The organism is Microbacterium sp. 4R-513, from assembly GCF_011046485.1.
Classification (GTDB): Bacteria; Actinomycetota; Actinomycetes; order Actinomycetales; family Microbacteriaceae; genus Microbacterium.
Map to the genome: position 1 here is coordinate 572,352 of NZ_CP049256.1, position 18,196 is coordinate 590,547.

The 18,196-nt window shown below is 70.5% G+C and carries 18 protein-coding genes; 6 read left to right on the forward strand and 12 right to left on the reverse strand.

Features of this window, described 5'->3' with window-relative positions:
• Window positions 1–7: 7 nt before the first annotated feature.
• The 6 genes from G5T42_RS02480 to G5T42_RS02505 all read right to left on the reverse strand — a co-directional run bounded on the left by G5T42_RS02480 (window position 8) and on the right by G5T42_RS02505 (window position 7,765).
• A complete protein-coding gene (locus G5T42_RS02480; RefSeq protein ID WP_165124987.1) occupies window positions 8–757 on the reverse strand; it encodes an EAL domain-containing protein in 750 nt (249 codons plus the stop codon).
• 228 nt (window positions 758–985) lie between these two features.
• Complete coding sequence (locus tag G5T42_RS02485; RefSeq protein ID WP_241245928.1) at window positions 986–2,356, reverse strand: diguanylate cyclase; 1,371 nt, start codon at window positions 2,354–2,356, stop codon at window positions 986–988.
• Entirely contained in the window at window positions 2,353–3,165 is an 813-nt protein-coding gene (locus tag G5T42_RS02490; protein ID WP_165124990.1) for an alpha/beta hydrolase, read from the reverse strand. Before G5T42_RS02490 ends, G5T42_RS02485 begins: the two co-directional genes overlap by 4 nt.
• Window positions 3,166–3,372: 207 nt before the next feature.
• Window positions 3,373–4,860: an MFS transporter gene (locus tag G5T42_RS02495; RefSeq protein WP_165124993.1), complete on the reverse strand. Its 1,488-nt coding sequence runs from the start codon at window positions 4,858–4,860 to the stop codon at window positions 3,373–3,375.
• A gap of 44 nt (window positions 4,861–4,904) precedes the next feature.
• Window positions 4,905–5,573 (reverse strand): GTP cyclohydrolase II, encoded by a 669-nt coding sequence (ribA, locus tag G5T42_RS02500; RefSeq protein WP_165124996.1) that lies wholly within the window; start codon window positions 5,571–5,573, stop codon window positions 4,905–4,907.
• Window positions 5,574–5,620: 47 nt separating this feature from the next.
• The gene (locus tag G5T42_RS02505) at window positions 5,621–7,765 is read right to left on the reverse strand and encodes an MMPL family transporter (protein WP_165124999.1); all 2,145 of its coding nucleotides are present in this window, start codon (window positions 7,763–7,765) and stop codon (window positions 5,621–5,623) included.
• 81 nt (window positions 7,766–7,846) lie between these two features.
• Here G5T42_RS02505 and G5T42_RS02510 point away from each other — a divergent pair, with 81 nt between their 5' ends.
• Both G5T42_RS02510 and G5T42_RS02515 read left to right on the forward strand, forming a co-directional pair.
• Complete coding sequence (locus G5T42_RS02510; protein WP_241245929.1) at window positions 7,847–8,356, forward strand: MarR family transcriptional regulator; 510 nt, start codon at window positions 7,847–7,849, stop codon at window positions 8,354–8,356.
• Window positions 8,357–8,486: 130 nt separating this feature from the next.
• Window positions 8,487–9,182, forward strand: coding sequence for a hypothetical protein (locus tag G5T42_RS02515; protein WP_165125002.1), 696 nt, complete (start codon window positions 8,487–8,489; stop codon window positions 9,180–9,182).
• A gap of 51 nt (window positions 9,183–9,233) precedes the next feature.
• Here the strand turns inward: G5T42_RS02515 and G5T42_RS02520 are convergent, their stop codons facing one another.
• Complete coding sequence (locus G5T42_RS02520; protein WP_165125005.1) at window positions 9,234–10,004, reverse strand: hypothetical protein; 771 nt, start codon at window positions 10,002–10,004, stop codon at window positions 9,234–9,236.
• Window positions 10,005–10,080: 76 nt separating this feature from the next.
• Here G5T42_RS02520 and G5T42_RS02525 point away from each other — a divergent pair, with 76 nt between their 5' ends.
• Window positions 10,081–10,326 carry a hypothetical protein gene (locus G5T42_RS02525; RefSeq protein WP_165125008.1) on the forward strand — a complete coding sequence of 82 codons (246 nt, stop codon included), beginning with the start codon at window positions 10,081–10,083 and terminating at the stop codon, window positions 10,324–10,326.
• A 60-nt stretch (window positions 10,327–10,386) separates the two neighbouring features.
• On the opposite strand, the gene G5T42_RS02530 is transcribed toward G5T42_RS02525, so the two are convergent.
• Window positions 10,387–11,268, reverse strand: coding sequence for an aminoglycoside phosphotransferase family protein (locus G5T42_RS02530; RefSeq protein ID WP_241245930.1), 882 nt, complete (start codon window positions 11,266–11,268; stop codon window positions 10,387–10,389).
• Window positions 11,269–11,294: 26 nt separating this feature from the next.
• The gene (locus tag G5T42_RS02535) at window positions 11,295–12,314 is read right to left on the reverse strand and encodes a glycerophosphodiester phosphodiesterase family protein (protein ID WP_165125012.1); all 1,020 of its coding nucleotides are present in this window, start codon (window positions 12,312–12,314) and stop codon (window positions 11,295–11,297) included.
• A 151-nt stretch (window positions 12,315–12,465) separates the two neighbouring features.
• Here G5T42_RS02535 and G5T42_RS02540 point away from each other — a divergent pair, with 151 nt between their 5' ends.
• Both G5T42_RS02540 and ligD read left to right on the forward strand, forming a co-directional pair.
• On the forward strand, window positions 12,466–13,389 hold the full coding sequence (locus G5T42_RS02540) for a Bax inhibitor-1/YccA family protein (RefSeq protein ID WP_165125015.1): 924 nt from the start codon (window positions 12,466–12,468) through the stop codon (window positions 13,387–13,389).
• A 207-nt stretch (window positions 13,390–13,596) separates the two neighbouring features.
• On the forward strand, window positions 13,597–14,841 hold the full coding sequence (ligD, locus tag G5T42_RS02545) for a non-homologous end-joining DNA ligase (RefSeq protein WP_165125018.1): 1,245 nt from the start codon (window positions 13,597–13,599) through the stop codon (window positions 14,839–14,841).
• 120 nt (window positions 14,842–14,961) lie between these two features.
• Here ligD and G5T42_RS02550 read toward each other — a convergent pair whose 3' ends face one another.
• On the reverse strand, window positions 14,962–16,332 hold the full coding sequence (locus G5T42_RS02550; protein ID WP_241245931.1) for a glycosyltransferase: 1,371 nt from the start codon (window positions 16,330–16,332) through the stop codon (window positions 14,962–14,964).
• 250 nt (window positions 16,333–16,582) lie between these two features.
• On the opposite strand from G5T42_RS02550, the gene G5T42_RS02555 reads away from it, so the two are divergent.
• The gene (locus G5T42_RS02555) at window positions 16,583–16,918 is read left to right on the forward strand and encodes a helix-turn-helix transcriptional regulator (protein ID WP_165125021.1); all 336 of its coding nucleotides are present in this window, start codon (window positions 16,583–16,585) and stop codon (window positions 16,916–16,918) included.
• Here the strand turns inward: G5T42_RS02555 and G5T42_RS02560 are convergent.
• Together G5T42_RS02560 and G5T42_RS02565 are read right to left on the reverse strand one after the other, a co-directional pair.
• Complete coding sequence (locus G5T42_RS02560; protein WP_165125024.1) at window positions 16,900–17,508, reverse strand: ATP-dependent Clp protease proteolytic subunit; 609 nt, start codon at window positions 17,506–17,508, stop codon at window positions 16,900–16,902. The genes G5T42_RS02555 and G5T42_RS02560 overlap by 19 nt on opposite strands.
• The gene (locus G5T42_RS02565) at window positions 17,505–18,134 is read right to left on the reverse strand and encodes an ATP-dependent Clp protease proteolytic subunit (protein WP_165125027.1); all 630 of its coding nucleotides are present in this window, start codon (window positions 18,132–18,134) and stop codon (window positions 17,505–17,507) included. Before G5T42_RS02565 ends, G5T42_RS02560 begins: the two co-directional genes overlap by 4 nt.
• Window positions 18,135–18,196 lie beyond the last annotated feature (62 nt).

Sequence of the window (18,196 nt, forward strand, 5' to 3'; positions counted from 1 at the left end):
TGGCCGGTCAGTCCGACCATCCGGGCAGCTCGGTGAGCGCTGAGCGATCCATCGGCCGCCCGAGCAAGAATCCCTGTCCCCGATCGCACCCGACGTTACGCACGAACTCCAGCTGCTCCTCGGTCTCGATGCCTTCAGCCACGATTCTGAGTCCGCGCCGACGGGCCTCGGCTGTGATGTCGCGGATGGTCTGACTAGCGTCCAGATCGTTGCCGTCGAGCAGCGATCGATCGAGTTTCACCTCATCGAAGGTGTGGCGCGCAAGCGACGATGATGACGCGTGGCCGACGCCGTAGTCGTCGAGGGACACGAGTACTCCGCTCTCGCGTATCGCGCGCAGGCTGGTGTTGACCACGTCGAGCGGGGCCAGGGGATGTGACTCGGTGATCTCGAGAGTCAAGCGCGCGGGGGCGCACTCCGTCCTCTGCAGACCCTCAGCGACCTGCGTGACGAACGTGTCTGCTTCCAGTTGCAGAGGAGAGACGTTGACCGACACGGTGATCTCACCGTTCGATCGTTGCCACGAGGTGAGGGCGTCGAGGCTTTCGTTCAACATGAAGTTCCCGATCGCCTCGATGACGCCCGTGCGCTCGGCGAGGGGGATGAAGACATCGGGCGGAACAGACCCCAGAACGGGATGGGTCCACCGGCACAGCGCTTCGGCCGCTGCCACTCTGCCCGTATCGAGGGCGATCTGCGGCTGGAAGACAGCGAAAAGCTCCGCGCGATCGAGCGCTTGGTCCAGGGCAGCGGCCAACTCGGACTCGGAGAATGTTGGGCTAGGCATGGTTGCGCGGTATCTCAGGACGCGACGTGCGCCGGAAGCCTTGGCGCACCAAGCAGGCGTACCAAGGTGGGGTCATCACGGTCATCCGCTCTACGTGGGATGCGTCGCATCTCCGACCGTACGCACTTCTGCCCTACGGCACGGCAACGGGAAAGCCTCAGACGCGCCACAATGTCCGCTGCCCCGGGTTGAGACGGGTCACGCTTGGGGGCTGAGCGTGACGCGGTCCTTGCCGGCGCGCTTGGCGTCGTACATCGCGGCATCCGCGCGGACGAGCAGCTGCTGCGAGGTCAGGTCGCGGTCCATTCCGCGCCGGCAGACGGCCACTCCGACACTCACGGAGGCCGAGACGACGCCCTCACTGACGGCGACGGGTGCTCGGCAGACAGCGAGGATCCGCTCGGCCACGCTCTCTGCGGCGTACTTGTCGGCGCCGACCAGAATGGCGACGAACTCGTCCCCGCCGATGCGACCGACGGTGTCTCCCGCCCGTACCGCCCCGGCGAGCCTGGTCGCCAGTTCGATGAGCACCGAGTCGCCGGCGCTATGGCCGAATGCGTCGTTGATGCTCTTGAAGTCGTCGATGTCGAGGAAGAGAACCGACAGCGGCTCGCCGCTGAGAGTGGACGCTTCGATCGCCTGATCCAGCGTCAGCTGCAGGAGTTGCCGGTTGGCGAGCCCGGTCAGCTGGTCGTGCAGCGCGAGAGCGGCGAGCTTGCGCTGCAGCCGCAGCCGCACTAGGGTCTGGGACGCCTGACGACCCAGCGCGTGCTGCAGCTCCCAGAACCCCGCATCGAAGTCGGAGCTCTTCGCGAAGTAGCACACCAGGAGACCCACCCGCTCGCCGTCAGCGATGAGCGGGGTGACCGTCAGCGCTGCCGACCCGATCTCGCGGAGCCCGGCGGCGATCTCGGGGAACTCGACCGAGTCGTCGGTGACGACCGTCACCTCCGTCGTCGCTCGAAGCGCCGGCACCGGGCGCACCTTGCCGAAGAGCGGATTGCTGCCGGCGACAACGACGAGCTCACCGGAGTCGTCCGCGAGGTGCACAGCGGTGTGCGAGGCGTCGAACGCGTCGCGTGCGGCGTCGGCGAACGATCGGGCGACGTCCTCGTCGGTCGCGCTCAACCCGAAAGCCGTGGACAGCTCCTGCAGGATCCGCACCCGTCTTTCCGACGCTTCCGCCGCACGCCGCGCGGCAAGGAGTTCGCGTTCGTACCGCACACGTTCGGTGGCGTTGAAGACCGCCACCCGGATGAGCCCGGCGCGTTCGTCGCGCACGGCGTTGATCAGCGCGGGTATCGCCGTGCCATCCGCCTTGACGAGACTCACCGCGACCTCGTCCGCCCGGCCCTGCAGGTGCAGCAGCTGCGCGACGCGCGTCTCCATGAGCAGTCGGCTGCCGACATCCAGCAGCGACCCGAACGGCCGGCCGGTGAGGTCGCCGCGCTCGTACCCCGTCCACGTCAGGAACGTGTCGTTCGCGTGCAGGATGACATCGTCCGGAGACAGCGCGATCAGCCCGCACGGCGCGCGCAGGAACCAGTCGGTGTCGTCGATTCCACTCACGCCAGGAACCGCCGGATCTCGCCGGCGACCTGGTCGGGCGCTGAGAGGATCGGCACGTGGCCGGTCGCGTCGAGCATGGTCATCTCACTGCCGCGTATCGCGTCGTGGACGTACCGGCCCACGGGTTCTGGTGCGATCGCATCGGCCCGGCACTGCAGCACCAGGGTCGGCACAGACACCGCGGCCAGATCTTCGCGATTGTCCGAGAGGAACGTCACGCGCGCGAACTGACGGGCGACGTCGGGGTCGAAACGGCAGAAGCTGTCCGTCAGACGATTCTCAAGGGCCGGCCGGTCGGGGGTGCCCATGATGACCGGGGCGAGCTGACGCGCCCAGCCCAGGTAGTTCGCGTCGAGCGAGTCGAGGAGGCCATCGATGTCGGACTGTTCGAAGCCGCCGTGGTAGCCGTCCGCATTCACGTATCGGGGGGACGGGCCGACCAGGACGAGGGCGCGGAAACGAGCGGGATCGCGGTTGGCAGCCAGCACGCCGATCATCGCGCTGACCGAGTGGCCGACGAAGGTCACCTCGGTGGCATCGAGCGCCTCGAGGATGTCGAGCACGTCGGCGGCATAACCGTCCAGGTCGGCGTACTTCTGCCTGTCGTAGGCAGTCCAGTCGGAGCCGCCGGCTCCGACGTGGTCGAACAGCAGGACGGCATGATCCGGCTCCAGCTGCGGCGCCACCAGATTCCACGTCTCCTGGCTGCAGCCGAAGCCGTGCGCGAGCATCACGAGCGGGCCCGCCGGGTTGCCGGAGACGGTGACATTGTTGCGGCGCAGAACGTCCGTCTTCGCCGCAGCGGCCATCCCGTCCCCATCCCGGCAGAAGAGCAAGCCGCCTGTCTCATCCTAGGTGCGCCGCCTCGTCGCGTCGCACCGCCCTGCACTCGCAGTCGTGCTCGAAGGAGGGCGGTGTCGCCGCTGCACCGTCGAACATCGTCCCCACGTCGACTCTCGAAGCCCGCTGCCCGCGGATACCGTGAGAGTCCTCTCACAGTCGCCCTCGACCCAACCTCAGCGTACGTCGCGCGGGCGCTTCGCGTCGCCTCGGCGGTGTCGATGGATGGCGTCAGCCCCGGCATCCGCTTCTACCGGCCGCCGTCGCAGCAGTCGTCGCCCGAGTGCGGGGAACATCAGGATCGCGATGAGGGCGGCCGCCCCCGCCGCGCCTGCCGCAGCGAGGTTCGCGGCGTGAAGACCGGCCTCCGCGGCCGCCAGCTGCGTGCCGCCGGCCCCCAGCACGGCGGCGCGGCGAGCGGCATCGAACGCGCCGAAGACCGCGATGCCGATCGCACCGCCGATCTGCGCCGTCGCGGATGCGAGCCCGGAGCTGACGCCGGCGTTCTGCGCCGCGATGCCCTCGGAGATGACGAGCGTCGTCGGCGTGAAGCTGAAGGCGACGCCCGTCGCGGCCACGAGCAGCGCGGGGAGCACCTGGAGCAGGTACGAGTCGCCGTTGTCGACGGTGGCCAGCAGGACGTGCGCGATCACGAGCAGGACGAGACCGATCAGGGTCACGCGCTGCGGCCCGAGTTTCACGAGCACGCGCGGAAGGACGAGCGTGCTCACCGCGAAGCCGGCGAGCGACGTCGGAAGCATGGCGAGCCCCGCGATGTCGGGCGCGTACTCGAGCACCTGCTGGAGGAGCAGAGCGACGAGCACGAAGCAGGCGACTCGCGCACCGCCGCCGAGGAGGTTCACCGCGATGCCTCCCGCTACCCGCGCGTCGCTCAGCACGGAGAGCGGCAGGATCGGGTTGGCGCTGCGCTGCTCGGCGGCCACGAATCCGACGAGGCATGCGACGGCCGCCACCGCGCCGCCGACGACGGCGAATGACGCGATGCCGCTGTGCGGGGCGGAGAGCACGGCGAAGACGACCGCGACGGCGGCTGCCGTGAGGAGCCCGGCTCCCGTCGCGTCGAACGCCCGGCGCTCCCCCGCCTCCAACGCCGGGACCAGGAACCAGCCCGCGACGCCGATCGCGACGGCGACCGCGGCGGTGACGAAGAAGACGCTCTGCCAGCCGAACGCCGAGGTGAGGAGACCGCCGACGGTGACGCCGACCGCTCCGCCCGCCGTCGATGCGGCACCCCACCAGCTCATCCCGCGCGCCCGTGCGGGACCGGCGAAGGTGGCGAGGATGACGGACATCGCGGCGGGGCTCAGCATCGCGGCACCGGCTCCCTGCACGAGTCGGGCGATGATGAGCATGGCCTCGTTCATGGCAAGACCGCCGAGCAGCGACCCCGCGATGAGCACGGTCGTGCCGATCAGGAACATGCGGCGGCGGCCGAAGACGTCGGCGGTCCGGCCCGAGATGATGAGCAGTCCGCCGAAGGTGAGGAAGTAGGCGTTCAGCACCCAGGCTGTGCCGACCGGCGTCAGGGAGAGATCCGCAGCGATGGAGGGCAGCGCGACGTTGAGGATGCTGGAGTCGAGCATCACGACGAACTGTGCGCTCACGAGCGTGAGCACCAGCGTCAGCGTCCCGATCCTGCGCATGTGCGATCGCCTCCCGGATCGGGAGCCTAGCCCCTGACGCGACGCTAGGCGGCGGGCAGGTCGAGCAGGTGGCCGGTCCGGTCGCGCTTCGCCTCGAGGTAGCGCGCGTTCGCGGCCGTCAGGTGGACCGCCGTCCGCACGACCTCATCGACCCCGATTCCGAGGCCGGCGAGCTGGCGAGGCTTGTCGGGGTTGTTCGTCAGCAGACGCACGCTCTCCACGCCGACGGCGCTGAGCATCTGCGCCGCGGCGGTGTAATCCCGCTCGTCCTCGCCGTGTCCGAGCGCCGCGTTCGCCTCGTACGTGTCGAGCCCGCCGTCCTGCAGCGCATAGGCATCCAGCTTGGAGTAGAGGCCGATGCCGCGGCCCTCCTGACGGAGGTAGAGCAGAAGCCCGCCCTCATCGTTGAGCCGCTCGACGGCCTCACGCAGCTGCGGCCCGCAGTCGCACCGCTCCGAGCCGAAGACGTCGCCGGTCAGGCACTCGCTGTGCAGGCGCACGAGCGGCGAGGGTGCCGGTGCGACGACCCCCGTCTCGGTGCTCGCGTCGCCGAACGCGAGGAGGAGGTGCTCGGCACCGTCGACCAGCCCCGTGAAGGTCAGCACGCGGGCGACCGCCGAGTAGCCGTCCGGGAACCGGAGCGGGATCGTCACCGCCGTCCGGATCTCGGCGATCGCGGTGTGCGGGCTCGCATCGTCTTGCAGCTGCAGCATCGAATGCTCCTGGGTGTTCAGAGGAGGGAGGGCGGCATTGTCAGGAGTCAACCCACCTGGACCGCCGGCAATTCCTCGCGTGCGGACTCGGGGGCCTCGATCGGTCGCTCCGACAGCGCGTCGAGGCCCTGGGCCCGGGCATCCTCGTCCAGGACAGGAGGGCGGCGCGGCCACCAGAACCGGTCTCGCGCGATGAAGGCCATGGCGGGCACGATCACGGTGCGCACGAGCAGGGTGTCGATGAGCACGCCGATGCAGACGATCACTCCGATCTGCGTGAGGGTGATGAGCGGAAGCACTCCGAGCACGGCGAACACGGCGGCGAGGAGGATGCCGGCGCTCGTGATGACCGCACCGGTCGCCGCGAGCGCACGGATCATGCCCTGGGTCGTGCCGAGCACCCGTGCCTCCTCCTGCGCGCGTGTGACGAGGAAGATGCTGTAGTCGACGCCGAGCGCGACCAGGAACAGGAAGCTGAACAGCAGGACGTTCGTGTCGATCGCGGGGAACCCGAAGAGCGGCGTCTGGAAGAGCCACCAGCTCGCGCCGACTGCCGAGAAGAAGCTGGCCACGACCGCGATCAGCAGCAGCACCGGTGCGAGGAGCGCCCTCAGCAGGATCACGAGCACGATCAGCACGAGCACGAGGATCAGCGGGATGATGAGCGCCTGGTCGCGCGACTGCGCCTCTGCGACGTCGAGCGACTGCGCATCCAGTCCGCCGACCAGCGCGTCGCCCGACCCCACATCGTCGAGCGCGCTGCGCATGCGCTCGACCGTCGCGAACGACTCGGCGGTCTCGGCGCCCGCGGACAGCACGACGTCGATCCGCGCGAGGTCGCCGTCCTGTTCGCCGATCGTCGCACTGTCGACGCCCTCCAGATCGGCGAGCGCCGCGGCCGTCTCGTCCGCCTGCGACGCCGGTGCCACCACGATGGCCGGCGACCCCGTGCCGGCGGAGAACGCATCGGCGAGCACCTCCTGGCCCTGGACGGCCTCGGGCTTCTGCAGGAACCGGTCGCTCTGCGACAGGCCGGTCTGGACGAAGAACAGCCCGCTCGCGAGGGCGGCCAGCACCAGGAATCCGCTCGTGACCACCACCACGGGGCGGCGCGAGACGGCGCGTCCGAGCTTGCCCCAGGGGCTGCGGGCGATCGCATCGGCCGAGCCGAACTTCGGCATGTAGGGCCAGAAGAGCCCGCGTCCGAAGAGCACGAGAGCCGCGGGAAGCACGATGAGCGCGAAGGCCATCGCCACGATGATCCCGACGGCGCACGCGAGACCGAGTGCGCGGTTGCCCGCGAGCTCGGCGAACAGAAGCGTCGAGAGGGCGAGCGCAACGGTCGACCCGCTCGCGATGATCGCCGGCCCGGCTCCGCGCAGAGCTCGCCGCATCGCCTCCCTGCGGTCCTCGCTGCGGCGCAGCTCATCGCGATAGCGCGCGATCAGGAGGAGCGCGTAGTTGGTGCCTGCGCCGAAGACGAGCACCGAGAGGATGCCGGTGATCGAGGCATCCAGCACGATCCCGGCGGATGCCGCGACCCGCGTCGCGATGATCCCGGCGACCGCGTCGGCGAGGCCGATGACCGTGAGCGGCACGATCCACAGCCACGGGCTGCGGTAGGTCACGAGAAGGAGCACCGCGACGACGATGACCGTCGTGAGGAGGAGGGTGAAGTCCGCGCCCGCGAAGACCGCGGCGACATCCACCTCGAATCCCTCTGCGCCGGTCAGATAGACCTTGACGCCGCTGAGGTCGGCGCGCGCGAGGTCGCGGATCAAATCGGCGCGCTCCGCTTGAGCGGCCACGTCGGACTGCGGATCGAGGGGCACCGCGAGCAGAGCGACCGTCCCGTCGTCCGAGACCTGCGCGGGCGGGATGAAACCGTCCGGAGTCAGGTCGGCGAGCTCGCCGGAAGCCTTCTCACCGATCGTGGCGAGGGTCTCGGGCGACAGCTCGCCGCTCTCCGACGCGAACACGAGCAGCGCCGACGTCGTGTCGGCGCTGGGGAACTCCTCGACCAGCCGGTCGACCTTCACCGACTCGGCGGAGTCGGGCAGCCCCACACCGGGCGCGGTGTCTTCCTCGGCGCCGCTGCCGAGGAAGAAGACGCCGCCGGCGAAGAGCGCGGCCAGCACCAGCACGATCCACGACGTCTTGGCGGAGGTGATGAACCGCAGGAACCCATTCACGAGAGTCTCTTTCCTAGTAAGGCTTGTTTCTAGATTATCTAGATATAAGACACTATATACAAAGGCGAGTAGGATGGAACCATGGATGCTGGGCAACCGCGAGGACGCGAGACGGCCGGCCCCACCGCGGCGGCCGTCGACACCGAGGGGCCGCGCATTCGCGCCGCCACGATGCTGCTGCGTCAGCTGCTGGAGGTGAGCGAGCTGTTCGAGGGCCGGTTACGAGCCCACCTCACCGTCAACGCCACCGACCTCGAGGCGATGGAGCACCTGCTGCAGTCCGGGCCACTCGGGCCGAGCGAGCTCGCCCGCCGCCTCGGCATCTCGACGGCCTCGACCACGACGGTGGTGGACCGCCTCGTAGGCCTCGGCCATGTGACCCGGGAGCCGCATCCCACCGACCGGCGCGGAGTGCTCGTCATCCCGACCGACTCCTCCCGTGACCGGGCGATGTCGGTGCTCGCGCCGATGATCCAGGATGTCGATGCCGTCCTCGACCGCTTCACGCCCGACGAGCAGCGGGTCATCACGGCGTACCTCAACGGCGTCGTCGAGGTCTACCGGTCTCACACCCACGCCGTCGACGACTGACCGGCGGGGCACGTCACCGACCCGGCTTACTGTCAGCAGGTGACCGTGCAGCCGATGCGGAGCGTAGTGCCGCGGCATCCATCGGTGAAGGGCATGCCGTGCGGAGCTGCCGGCGCGCGATCATGGCGATGTGCTGACACGGATCGCTGAACTCGGCGGACGGGTGCTGCGCGCCTTCTTCGGCGCTCTGCTCCTCGTGCGGCGTCCCCGGCCGATCCATCCGCGCGGGCGCGTCCTCGACGGCTGGATCACGTGGCTGCCGGATGCCGCGCCCTCGGGCATCGCCTGGATAGACACCGTCCCCCCGGCACCGCAGCCCGTCGTCGCCCGGCTCTCACGGTCGGTGGGACTGCCCGATGGGCTCCCGGACATCATCGGACTCGCCCTCCGCTTGGACATCGATGGGCGGCCGGCCGATCTGGAGCTCGCGTCCACGGGCCTCGGCATCCCCTCGCGGTTCATGCTGCTCCCGCACCGATCCCCCGCGCGGGCGCGTCTGGGCACCCTCCTCCCCTACCGCGGCACCCGCGGCCCGGTGCTGGTGTGCGCGCGGACGCTCGCGCCCGCAACCCTGCCGGCAGGCGGGGCGGGGCTCGACGCCGCCCTCGAGACACCGGGCTGGCGCCTGCGCCTGTATCACGCGACCCCGACGAGCCTGTGGCATCCCTTCGCCGACGTCTCACTCCGGCTCGCCCACGAGCAGGATGACCGGGAGCTGCGCTTCGATGCTGGACGGCACCCCCTCCCGGGAGCCGGCGAGTATCCGTGGGTGCGCGCGCTTCGCGATCCCTCGTATCGCCGCGCGCAGTCCGTGCGTGCCGGCTAGGGCGCCGGCTCGCGATCCGGCCAGCGCGCGAGACGGTCGTCGGCGCCGCTCCTACTCGGTGTCGGAGAAGACGCCCACGCGATCGCCGTCGAGCACGAACTGCAGCGCGGAGCCCTCGGGGAAGCGCTCGCGCACCTCGTCGGGCAGCTCTCGGCTCACGACGAGCTCGACCGTGGCGGGAAAGGACCCGGCGGAGCAGCCGTTGAAGATCGGACCGTTGACGACCTGGTGATCGTCGTCGATGTCCGTCGTGCGGACCAGCAGCAGGCACTTGCCGTCGTTGTCGTAGCCGCCGACCCACGAGCCCGGCGTCGCGACCACCGTGAGCCCATAGAACTCGTGGAATCCGACGTACCCCGGACTCGTCGTCCCGAAGATCTGCGGCATGACGAAGTCGGGATCCACTTCGAGCACCGCGACCTGATGACCGTCGGCGTCCCGCTGGATCGGCGTGAAGATCGTGAGCGTCGTCGTGAGCGTCCAGACGCCGGCGAGCACGGCGACGACGACCAGCGAGGCGAACCACAGCGACGGAACCCACCATCGCAGCCGTCGTGAACGAGGCGGGTCGGGTCGGGCGATGTCCTCCGACTGCTCGAGGGTCGGCTGGTCGACGGTAGGCGCCTGGATTACGGCGGATGCCGCGGACCGCTCCGGCTCGGCCGGGGAGACGTCCTCGGGGTCTTCGCCGCCGGGAGGACGCGCCAGCCGTTCGAGCTCCTCCAGCCGCCGGAGCGCGCGCGGGTCGTCATGGATGTCGGCGTCGGGCCCGTAGGCCCGCGCCCGCAGACTCCGCAGCTCTGCGGCAGCATCGGCATCCATCTCCAGCATCGTCGCACAGGGAAGGGATCCTCCGGCGGTCGCCGTCGACCGCTAACCTGACCGACGAGGAGGCCTCATGGCGGACCAGAGCGGAAGACCGATCGACACCGGCCGCATCGCGCTGCGCCCCATCGAGGACTCCGACGCCTGGCGGGCCGAGGGGGACGCCCGCTGGTCGGACTGGGTCGCGCTCGCGCAGCGAATCATCGCCGCCGATGCGCTGCGCCGCGATCTCGAAGGGCGAGGGGATGCCTGGGACCAGGGGCATGCAGCGGGCATCGCCGACGCAGCCGGTCAGGACACCCCCAACCCCTACCGCTGACCGCTCCGACAGCCGCCCTCTCGCGCCCGCGGTCGGTGCCGGCCGTCGGGGATGCGCGGCTCACACCCCGGCGAGCAGCTGGTCCAGCACGTGGCGCGCCAGCGCGCGCTGCGCGGGCGGCTTGTTCGTGATCATGATGAGCGCCTTCCAGACAGCCCATCCCCGGCCGCGCGCCCAGGTCGCCTCGTCGACGTCGTAGATATTGCGGAAGACCTCGCGTGCCCGGCCGTCGAAGGAGGTCCAGACCATGACGGTGTCGCACGCGGGATCGCCGACGCCGGAGCAGCCGAAGTCGATCACGGCGCCGAGCGCGCCGTCGCGGATGAGCAGGTTGCTGACGGCGACATCGCCGTGGAACCACACGGGCGATCCCTGAACCGGCGCTTCGAGCGCATCGCGCCAGATTCCGGCCGCCCGGTCGCGCTCCCAGCCGTCGACGCGCAGCAGGATGTCGCGCATCTCGTCGTCCCACACGCTCACCGTGCACCCCCGGAAGGCGCTGTGCTGCCCCGGCGGCGGAGCGCCCGTCGTGTCGGCTCCGCGGAGGGCGTCCAGGAACGCTGCGAGGTCGGTCGCCAACCGCACGGGATCGTCGACGGATGCCGCAGCCAGCGGCTCCCCGGGAAGCCACCCGTACACCGACCACGGCGCAGGGAAGAGCTCCGATGCCGCTCCGACGCCCCGCACCTCTGGGATGGGCAGCGGCACGGCCGCCGCGAGCCGCGGAAGCCACGTCTGCTCCTTCGCCACCTGCGCCACGTAGCCCGGCGCGCTCGGCAGCCGCACACTCAGGTCGTCGCCGAGGCGGAAGGTCCGGTGGTCGTTGCCCCCGGGCTCGACAGGGCGAACGGGAAGCCCGGCCCATTCCGGGAACTGCTCCGCGATGAGGGTCCGCACGAGAGCGGCATCGATGCGCAAGGCGTCGATCGGGGCGTCGGTCACCCGGCCACGCTACCCGGGCGGCAGCGTCAGCGGCCGGAGCCGCGGAAGAAGCCGAGGCCGAGGTCGGCGTGATCGACGAAGACGCCGTCGATGCCGGCATCCCGGATCACGGCCCACTCCGACTCCCAATCCCCGAGCGCACCCGAGCCGCCGCGCGTGCGGAACTGCGGGAGCAGGAACGCATTCTCCGGACGGCATGTCCAGGTGAACACCTGCAGGCCGCGGGCGTGTGCGTCGGTCACGACGGACGACGGCCCCGTGGCGCGGCCGAGCCGATCCGGCGCGAGGATCATCTTCTTGTCGACGCTGATCCCGTCGACCACGCCGACGAGACGATCGAGCCCCGCCGGCGCAGCCGTCTGCTTGTACGTCGGCGCCGCCTTCCCGTGCGCCGCCACGAGGTCGAACGCGCTGCCCGACGACTCCAGCAGATACACATACGAGCCGCGGATGCCTCGCTCCTTGACCCGCGCGAGCACCGTCGACTCGAACGACTCGACGACGAGCGGCAGCTCGCCCTCGGCCCAGCCTGCGGCGTGCAGCTCGTCGTCGACGAGGGCCGCGACATCCCATCCGAGCCCGGCGAAGTACGTCGCGTGCTTGATCTCGAGCACGACGCCGATCTCGCGGCCCTGCTCGAGCGACGCCTCGCGCACGAGATCCAGGACGTCGCGCAGGCGCAGGACCGGCTGCAGGTCGTCGAAGGATGCGCTGTCCGGCCGAATTCTGGGCAGACGCTCGCGGCACCGCAGCGTCGACAGCTCGTCCCACGTGAAGTCCTCGGTGAACCAGCCCGTGAGCTCGGCTCCGTCGATGGTCTTCGTGGTGCGGCGGTCGGCGAACTCGGGGCGGGTCGCGACATCGGTCGTCGAACCGATCTCGTTCTCGTGCCGCACGACGAGCACGCCGTCGCGCGAGACCACGATGTCGGGCTCGACGGCGTCGACCCCCATCGCGAGGGCGAGGTCGTACGACGACCGGGAATGCTCGGGACGATAGCCCGGCGCACCGCGGTGCCCGATGACGAGCGGGCGGGGGCGCGGCATGGATCCAGGCTATCCGCGGGCTCGCGGAGCCGTCTCCCGCCTGACGTGCTCAAAGACCCTTCACAGCACCGACCAGGAGCGGAAAGCACCCCATCGGATATCGTGGATCAACAGCACCGTGCTGCTAACAACCAATGGAGTGTGATCGAGCATGGCCTCGGCAAACCCCGCATTCAACAACCCCGCCTTCCAGGACCCGCGCGCCGTCAAGACCTACCCGGGCGGTCCGCAGGCGGCCAACCTCGGCGGTCCCACGCAGTACGCCTCGACGGCGAACGCGGGAGTGGATGCCGCCGCCAACGCACGGCTCGAGGGCGCATACGCCGCTCCCCCGGCCGGCGCGATCGACACGGGCCGCATGACGGTCGAGGACACGGTCCTCAAGACGCTCGCGCTCTTCGCGATCATGCTCGTCGCCGCGGTCGGCGGCTGGGTGTGGACGATGGCTCCGGTGACGGTCGCCAACCCTCAGCCCACGCTCCTGCCGTGGATCATCGGCATCGTCGGCAGCCTCATCCTGGGCATCGTCGCGAACGTCCAGGCCATGCGGAACAAGATCCGGCCCGCCCTCTACTTCGGCTACGCCGTGTTCGAGGGCCTCTTCGTCGGCGGGATCTCGGCGTACTTCGAGTTCATCTGGCCCGGCATCGTCGTCCAGGCGACTCTCGCCACCCTGGCGGTCGTCGGCGTGACTCTGGCGCTCTTCGCGAGCGGCAAGGTCCGCGCCTCCAAGCGCGCGACCAAGGTCTTCATGATCGCGATGATCGGCTACCTGGTGTTCGGCCTCATCAACATCGGCCTGATGATTTTCAACGTGCCGATCGCCGGCGGTGCCTTCGGCCTCTACAGCTACCAGCTGTTCGGCTGGCTTCCGCTGGGGCTTGTCATCGGCGTGTTCGTCGTGATCATGGCGGCGTACTCGCTCGTGCTCAACTTCGACTTCGTTCAGCAGGGCGTGCGTAACGGCCTTGCGCGGCCGTGGGGCTGGTACGCCGGCTACGGCATCATGGTGACCGTCGTCTGGCTGTACATCGAGATCCTCCGCATTCTCGCGATCCTGCGCGGCAACAACTAGCCGTCGCACGCATCGCACGAAGGGCCGTCCCGCTGGGGCGGCCCTTCGTCGTTGGCGTTCCGGGGGTTCGGGGCGCGTTCCGTCGGGCGGCGGCGGCGTGTCACGGCGTGGCGCGGACCGAACCCGCCCCGAACGGGGGGTTGCAGCTGTCAGCGTCGAGCCGCAACCCCTGGCCGAGGCATCCGTCGTCGCCCTAGCGTGAGCATCATGAGCCCTTCGAAGTCCTCAGAGACGTTCCTCGAGGTGGGCGGACGCGACGTGCGCGTCTCGAGCCCCGACAAGATCGTGTTCCCCGAGCCGGGCATCACGAAGCTCGAGCTCGTCGAGTACTACCTGTCTGTCGCCGACGGGGCTCTGCGGGGCGCCGGCGGCCGGCCGATGGTGCTCAAGCGCTTCCCCAAGGGCATCGACACCGAGCCGTTCTTCCAGAAGCGCGTGCCAGAGAACCGTCCTGAATACGTCGACACCGCGACGCTCCACTACGCGTCGGGGCGGTCGGCCGAAGAGGCGGTGATCCGGGATGCCGCGGGCCTCGCCTGGGTCGTGAACCTGGGATGCCTCGACCTCAACCCGCACCCCGTGCGCGCGGAAGACCTCGAGCATCCCGACGAGCTGCGGATCGACCTCGACCCGATGCCGGGGGTGGACTGGGCGCAGATCGTCGACGTCGCGATGGTCGCGCGGGAAGTGCTCGACGACTACGGTCTCGTCGGGTGGCCGAAGACGAGCGGCTCGCGTGGCCTGCACATCCTGGTGCGCATCGCGCCGCAGTGGGACTTCCGCGACGTCCGTCTTGCCGCCGAGACCCTCGGCCGCGAGGTCGAGAACCGCGCGCCCGGGCTCGCCACCGCCCGATGGTGGAAGGAGGAGCGCGGCGAGAGCGTGTTCGTCGACTTCAACCAGAACGCCAAGGACCGGACCGTGGCATCCGCCTACTCCGTCCGCCCCCTGGCCGACGCGCGGGTGTCGATGCCGCTCGACTGGGACGAGGTTCACGAGCGCCGCCCCGAGGAGTTCACCGTGCGCACGGTGCCCGCCCGGTATGCCGAGCGCGGCGATCCGCACGAGGGCATCGACGACGCCGTCGGCACGCTCGACGGTCTGCTGCAGCTGGCGAAGGAGCTCGGACCGGCCGAGAAGGCGCCGCGCGGCGGCGACGGCTCGGGGCGGCGGGTCTCGACGATGCCGCTCATCGAGATCGCACGGACGAAGACGAAGTCCGAGGCGCTCGCGGCGCTGCAGACCTGGAACGAGCAGCATCGCGACGTCGTACCACACCTCCACCCGGCCGACGTGCTCATCGACGGCATGCGGGGCTCGAGCTCGCTCTGGTACCGCGTGCGCATCAACCTGCAGCACATCCCCGAGGCTGAGCGCCCCGAGCAGGGCGAACTGCTCGCCGACTACGACCCCTGGGCCGGCAAGGTCTGGCCCGGCGCCCCCGGCCCCTGAGCCCAGGTCGCGGCACGCGGTCCCCCGGTCGTTGAGCGGAGGTCGCGCAGCGACCGCAGACGAAACGCGCCGTACCCCGCGCTCACGCCGCGCGCAGGCGTTTCGTCTCGCTCCGCTCGCTCAACGACCGCGGGTTCGGTCGACCGGCTCGTCGAGGGCCGCGCGCACCGCGTCGCCCATCGCGCGCATCGAGGCCGCGGCATCCATCGTCGCCGCAGCGGCGCGGCCCTCCCGCGAAAGGCGTTCGCGCAGCGCACGGTCGCCGACGACCTCGACGAGGGTTTCGGCCAGGGCGTCGACGTCACCGTCGGCGACGAGCCGGCCCCCGCCGTGCGCGAGGGTGTCGCGCGGACCGTACGGCATGTCGTAGCTCACCACCGGCACGCCCCCGCCGAGCGCCTCGAGCACGACGAGCGGCTGGCCCTCGTTCGTACTCGCGAGGAGGAACACGTCGGCCTCCGCCCAGGCGCGGGAGGTGTCGGACGCGTGGCCCCGGAAGGCGACGGCGTCCGCGACACCGAGCTCGTTCGCGAGCTGCTCGAGCTCCGCGCGCTGCGCACCGTCGCCGTAGACGTGCAGGTGCGCCTCGGACCGTGCCTGCCGCACCGCGGCGAGCGCACGGATCGCGTGGTCGACGCGTTTGCGCGGGATGAGCGAGTTGAGCATGACGATCCGACCCGGCACGGGCGTCGATTCCGCCGCGGTCTGGTTCGCGGGGTGCGGGACGACGAAAGAACGGATGCCGCGGCCCACCCGCCGCTCGACGTCCCGCTGCTGACTCGGCGTCAGCCACAAGACCGCGTCGAACCGGTCGGCCACCGCGAACCAGCGCTCCCACGCGGGGTCCATCGGCGAATCCCACGCGAACGGCGCGAGGACGTGGCAGGCGTGGGTGGTGTGGACGATGCGCACGCGCGGGTCGAGGACCGGCTCGCCCGGAGCGACGAGCGCTTCGCCGACCTGCCGAGCCTCGCAGACGAGGACGACGGGCTTGTCCGTGCGAGCGGCGAGCGCGTTGATCCACGCGCGGTAGAGCCCCGCATAGCCTGGCACCCACCCCACAACCTCGCCGTCGCTCCAGATGCGGACCGGGGCATCGGTGAGGTGCCACGCGGGGTCGCCGCTCACGACCGGCAGCTCGAGGACGGTCGCACCGGATGCGTCCGTGATCGGGCGGTACGGCCACGCCGACGCGGGGATCGGTCCGCGGAGCGCCGCGGCGCGGAGCCACCCGCCGTCGGCTCGGGCATCGTCGAAGAGATTCCGAAGCGCGTCGGGCTCGGACAGGAGTCCTCGGCGCACCCATTCGGCTCGATCGGCGTCGTGATCGGCCATCTCGCCCGGGTCGATCGTGAGGAGCACGGGCTGCGCGCCGGCGTCCGCCATGTCGAGAGCGCGGCGCAGGACCGAGATCGTGAAGCCGCCGTCGCGGTCGGGAAGGAGCCGACTGGCGAGCACGAGGTAATGCGCGTCGGGCAGGAGGTCGGTCACCCGTCCATCCTCCCCTACCGGGCAGCGCGGTCGACGCCCGGTGCGTTCCGGTCTGCGTTGCTCCGGAGGCCTGGCGCGTTTCGTCTCGCTCGCTCCGCTCCCTCGCTCAACGACCGGGAGCGGAGACAGTTCTCGGTCGTTGAGCGAGCGGAGCGAGACGAAACGCGTCGCGCGGACGAAGCCGGCCGGGGCGTTCTGCTCTGAGCGGAAGCACTCGGCGGGCGTGGCATCCCGGATCTATCGTGAGCGCATGGCCGAGATCATCCCGCTGCCGACGAAGAAGCCGGCCCCGCGCGAACCGGAGCCGCTGTGGCGCGACGCCCTGGGCGACCTGCTCCGCCGCCTGCGACACGAGCGCGGCGAGCGCCTCGCCGACACGGCGGACCGTGCCGGGTTGTCACCCCAGTACCTGTCCGAGATCGAGCGGGGCCTCAAAGAGCCCTCGAGTGAGATGATCGCCGCCGTCGCGGGAGCCCTCGACGTGACCCTGGTCGAACTGACCGCGGCCGTCGCCGACGACCTCCGCACCCGCGCGGGCGAGCGCGCGGTCGTGGGCGTGCGCGCGGCCTACGCCCTCGCGGCCTGAGTCCCGACCCGCTCGAGCACGCGGTCGGCGAGTCCGTAGCCGACGGCGTCGGCGGCGGTGAAGACGCGGTCACGGTCGGTGTCGGCGCGGAGCTGAACGGCATCCTTCCCCGTGTGGAGAGCAAGGATCTGCTCGACGTCGCCGCGCACCCGGACGAGCTCGTCGGCCTGGAGGATCAGGTCCGGGATCGCGCCGCGGCCCTGGCCCGCCGGCTGGTGGAGCACGACCCGGGCGTGCGGGAGCACCGCGCGCTTGCCGTGCGCGCCTGCGGCGAGCATCACGGCACCGACTCCGATCGCCTGACCGACGACCGTCGTGGCGACATCGGGGCGCACGTGCTGCATCGTGTCGTAGACGGCCAGCATCGCCGCGGGGTCGCCGCCCTCGCAGTTGATGTAGAGCTGGATGTCGCGGTCGGGGTTGTCGGCGTCGAGGTGCAGCAGCTGCGCGATGAGGGCGTTCGCGACCCCCGCGTCGATGCCGGTGCCGAGGTACACGACGCGCTCCGTCAGAAGGTGCGAGTAGACGTCCATGACGCGGTCGCCGCGCGGATGCTGCGCCACGACGTTCGGGATCGTGTACGAGCTCATGCCGCCACCTCCGCCGGTGCCATGCCGAGGCCCGCGGGCCGCCGGCGCTTCGGGACCACCTGCGCGAAGTCGGTCACGATCCCGTCGATGAAGCCGTAGTCGAACGCCTCCTGGGCCGTGTACCAGCGGTCGTGGAGCGAGTCCTCGAAGACCCGCTCGAGCGGCTGGCCCGTGTCGGCCGAGATGATCCCGAGCACGGTGTCGCGCATGTGCCGGAGGTCGCCCGCCTGGACCTCGACCTCCACCGTGGAGCCGCCGATCCCCGCCGATCCCTGATGCATCAGGATGCGGGCGTGCGGCAGAGCGCGGCGTTTGCCCCGCGTGCCTGCGCTCAGGAGGAACTGCCCGGCGCTGCAGGCGAGCCCGAGCGCGAGGGTCGCGACGTCGTTCGGGATGAGCCGCATGACGTCGCGGATCGCGAGCATCGAGGGCACGGAGCCGCCGGGCGAGTGGATCCAGAGGGCGATGTCGGATGCCTCGTCCTCCGCCGCGAGCGCGAGCAGCTGCGTCGCGATCAGGGTGCCGTTGTCGTCATCGAGGGGACCGTCGAGCACGAGCACACGCTGGTGGAAGAGCTCGCGCCGCGCCTCGGCCCCGAACTGGGGGATCTTTCCTTCTTCAGCCATGCGCCCAGCCTGCGCCGCCGCACGGCCCCGCGGGGCGGGCTCTGCCGAGGGCGGTTCTGCTG

Bases quoted from the DNA above. Each gene is read 5' to 3' on its own strand.
- G5T42_RS02490 (WP_165124990.1), bottom strand. From the start codon at position 3,165: ATGGCCGCTGCGGCGAAGACGGACGTTCTGCGCCGCAACAATGTCACC.
- G5T42_RS02495 (WP_165124993.1), bottom strand. From the start codon at position 4,860: ATGCGCAGGATCGGGACGCTGACGCTGGTGCTCACGCTCGTGAGCGCA.
- ribA (WP_165124996.1), bottom strand. From the start codon at position 5,573: ATGCTGCAGCTGCAAGACGATGCGAGCCCGCACACCGCGATCGCCGAG.
- G5T42_RS02510 (WP_241245929.1), top strand. From the start codon at position 7,847: ATGGATGCTGGGCAACCGCGAGGACGCGAGACGGCCGGCCCCACCGCG.
- G5T42_RS02520 (WP_165125005.1), bottom strand. From the start codon at position 10,004: ATGGATGCCGATGCTGCCGCAGAGCTGCGGAGTCTGCGGGCGCGGGCC.
- G5T42_RS02525 (WP_165125008.1), top strand. From the start codon at position 10,081: ATGGCGGACCAGAGCGGAAGACCGATCGACACCGGCCGCATCGCGCTG.
- G5T42_RS02535 (WP_165125012.1), bottom strand. From the start codon at position 12,314: ATGCCGCGCCCCCGCCCGCTCGTCATCGGGCACCGCGGTGCGCCGGGC.
- G5T42_RS02540 (WP_165125015.1), top strand. From the start codon at position 12,466: ATGGCCTCGGCAAACCCCGCATTCAACAACCCCGCCTTCCAGGACCCG.
- ligD (WP_165125018.1), top strand. From the start codon at position 13,597: ATGAGCCCTTCGAAGTCCTCAGAGACGTTCCTCGAGGTGGGCGGACGC.
- G5T42_RS02555 (WP_165125021.1), top strand. From the start codon at position 16,583: ATGGCCGAGATCATCCCGCTGCCGACGAAGAAGCCGGCCCCGCGCGAA.
- G5T42_RS02560 (WP_165125024.1), bottom strand. From the start codon at position 17,508: ATGAGCTCGTACACGATCCCGAACGTCGTGGCGCAGCATCCGCGCGGC.
- G5T42_RS02565 (WP_165125027.1), bottom strand. From the start codon at position 18,134: ATGGCTGAAGAAGGAAAGATCCCCCAGTTCGGGGCCGAGGCGCGGCGC.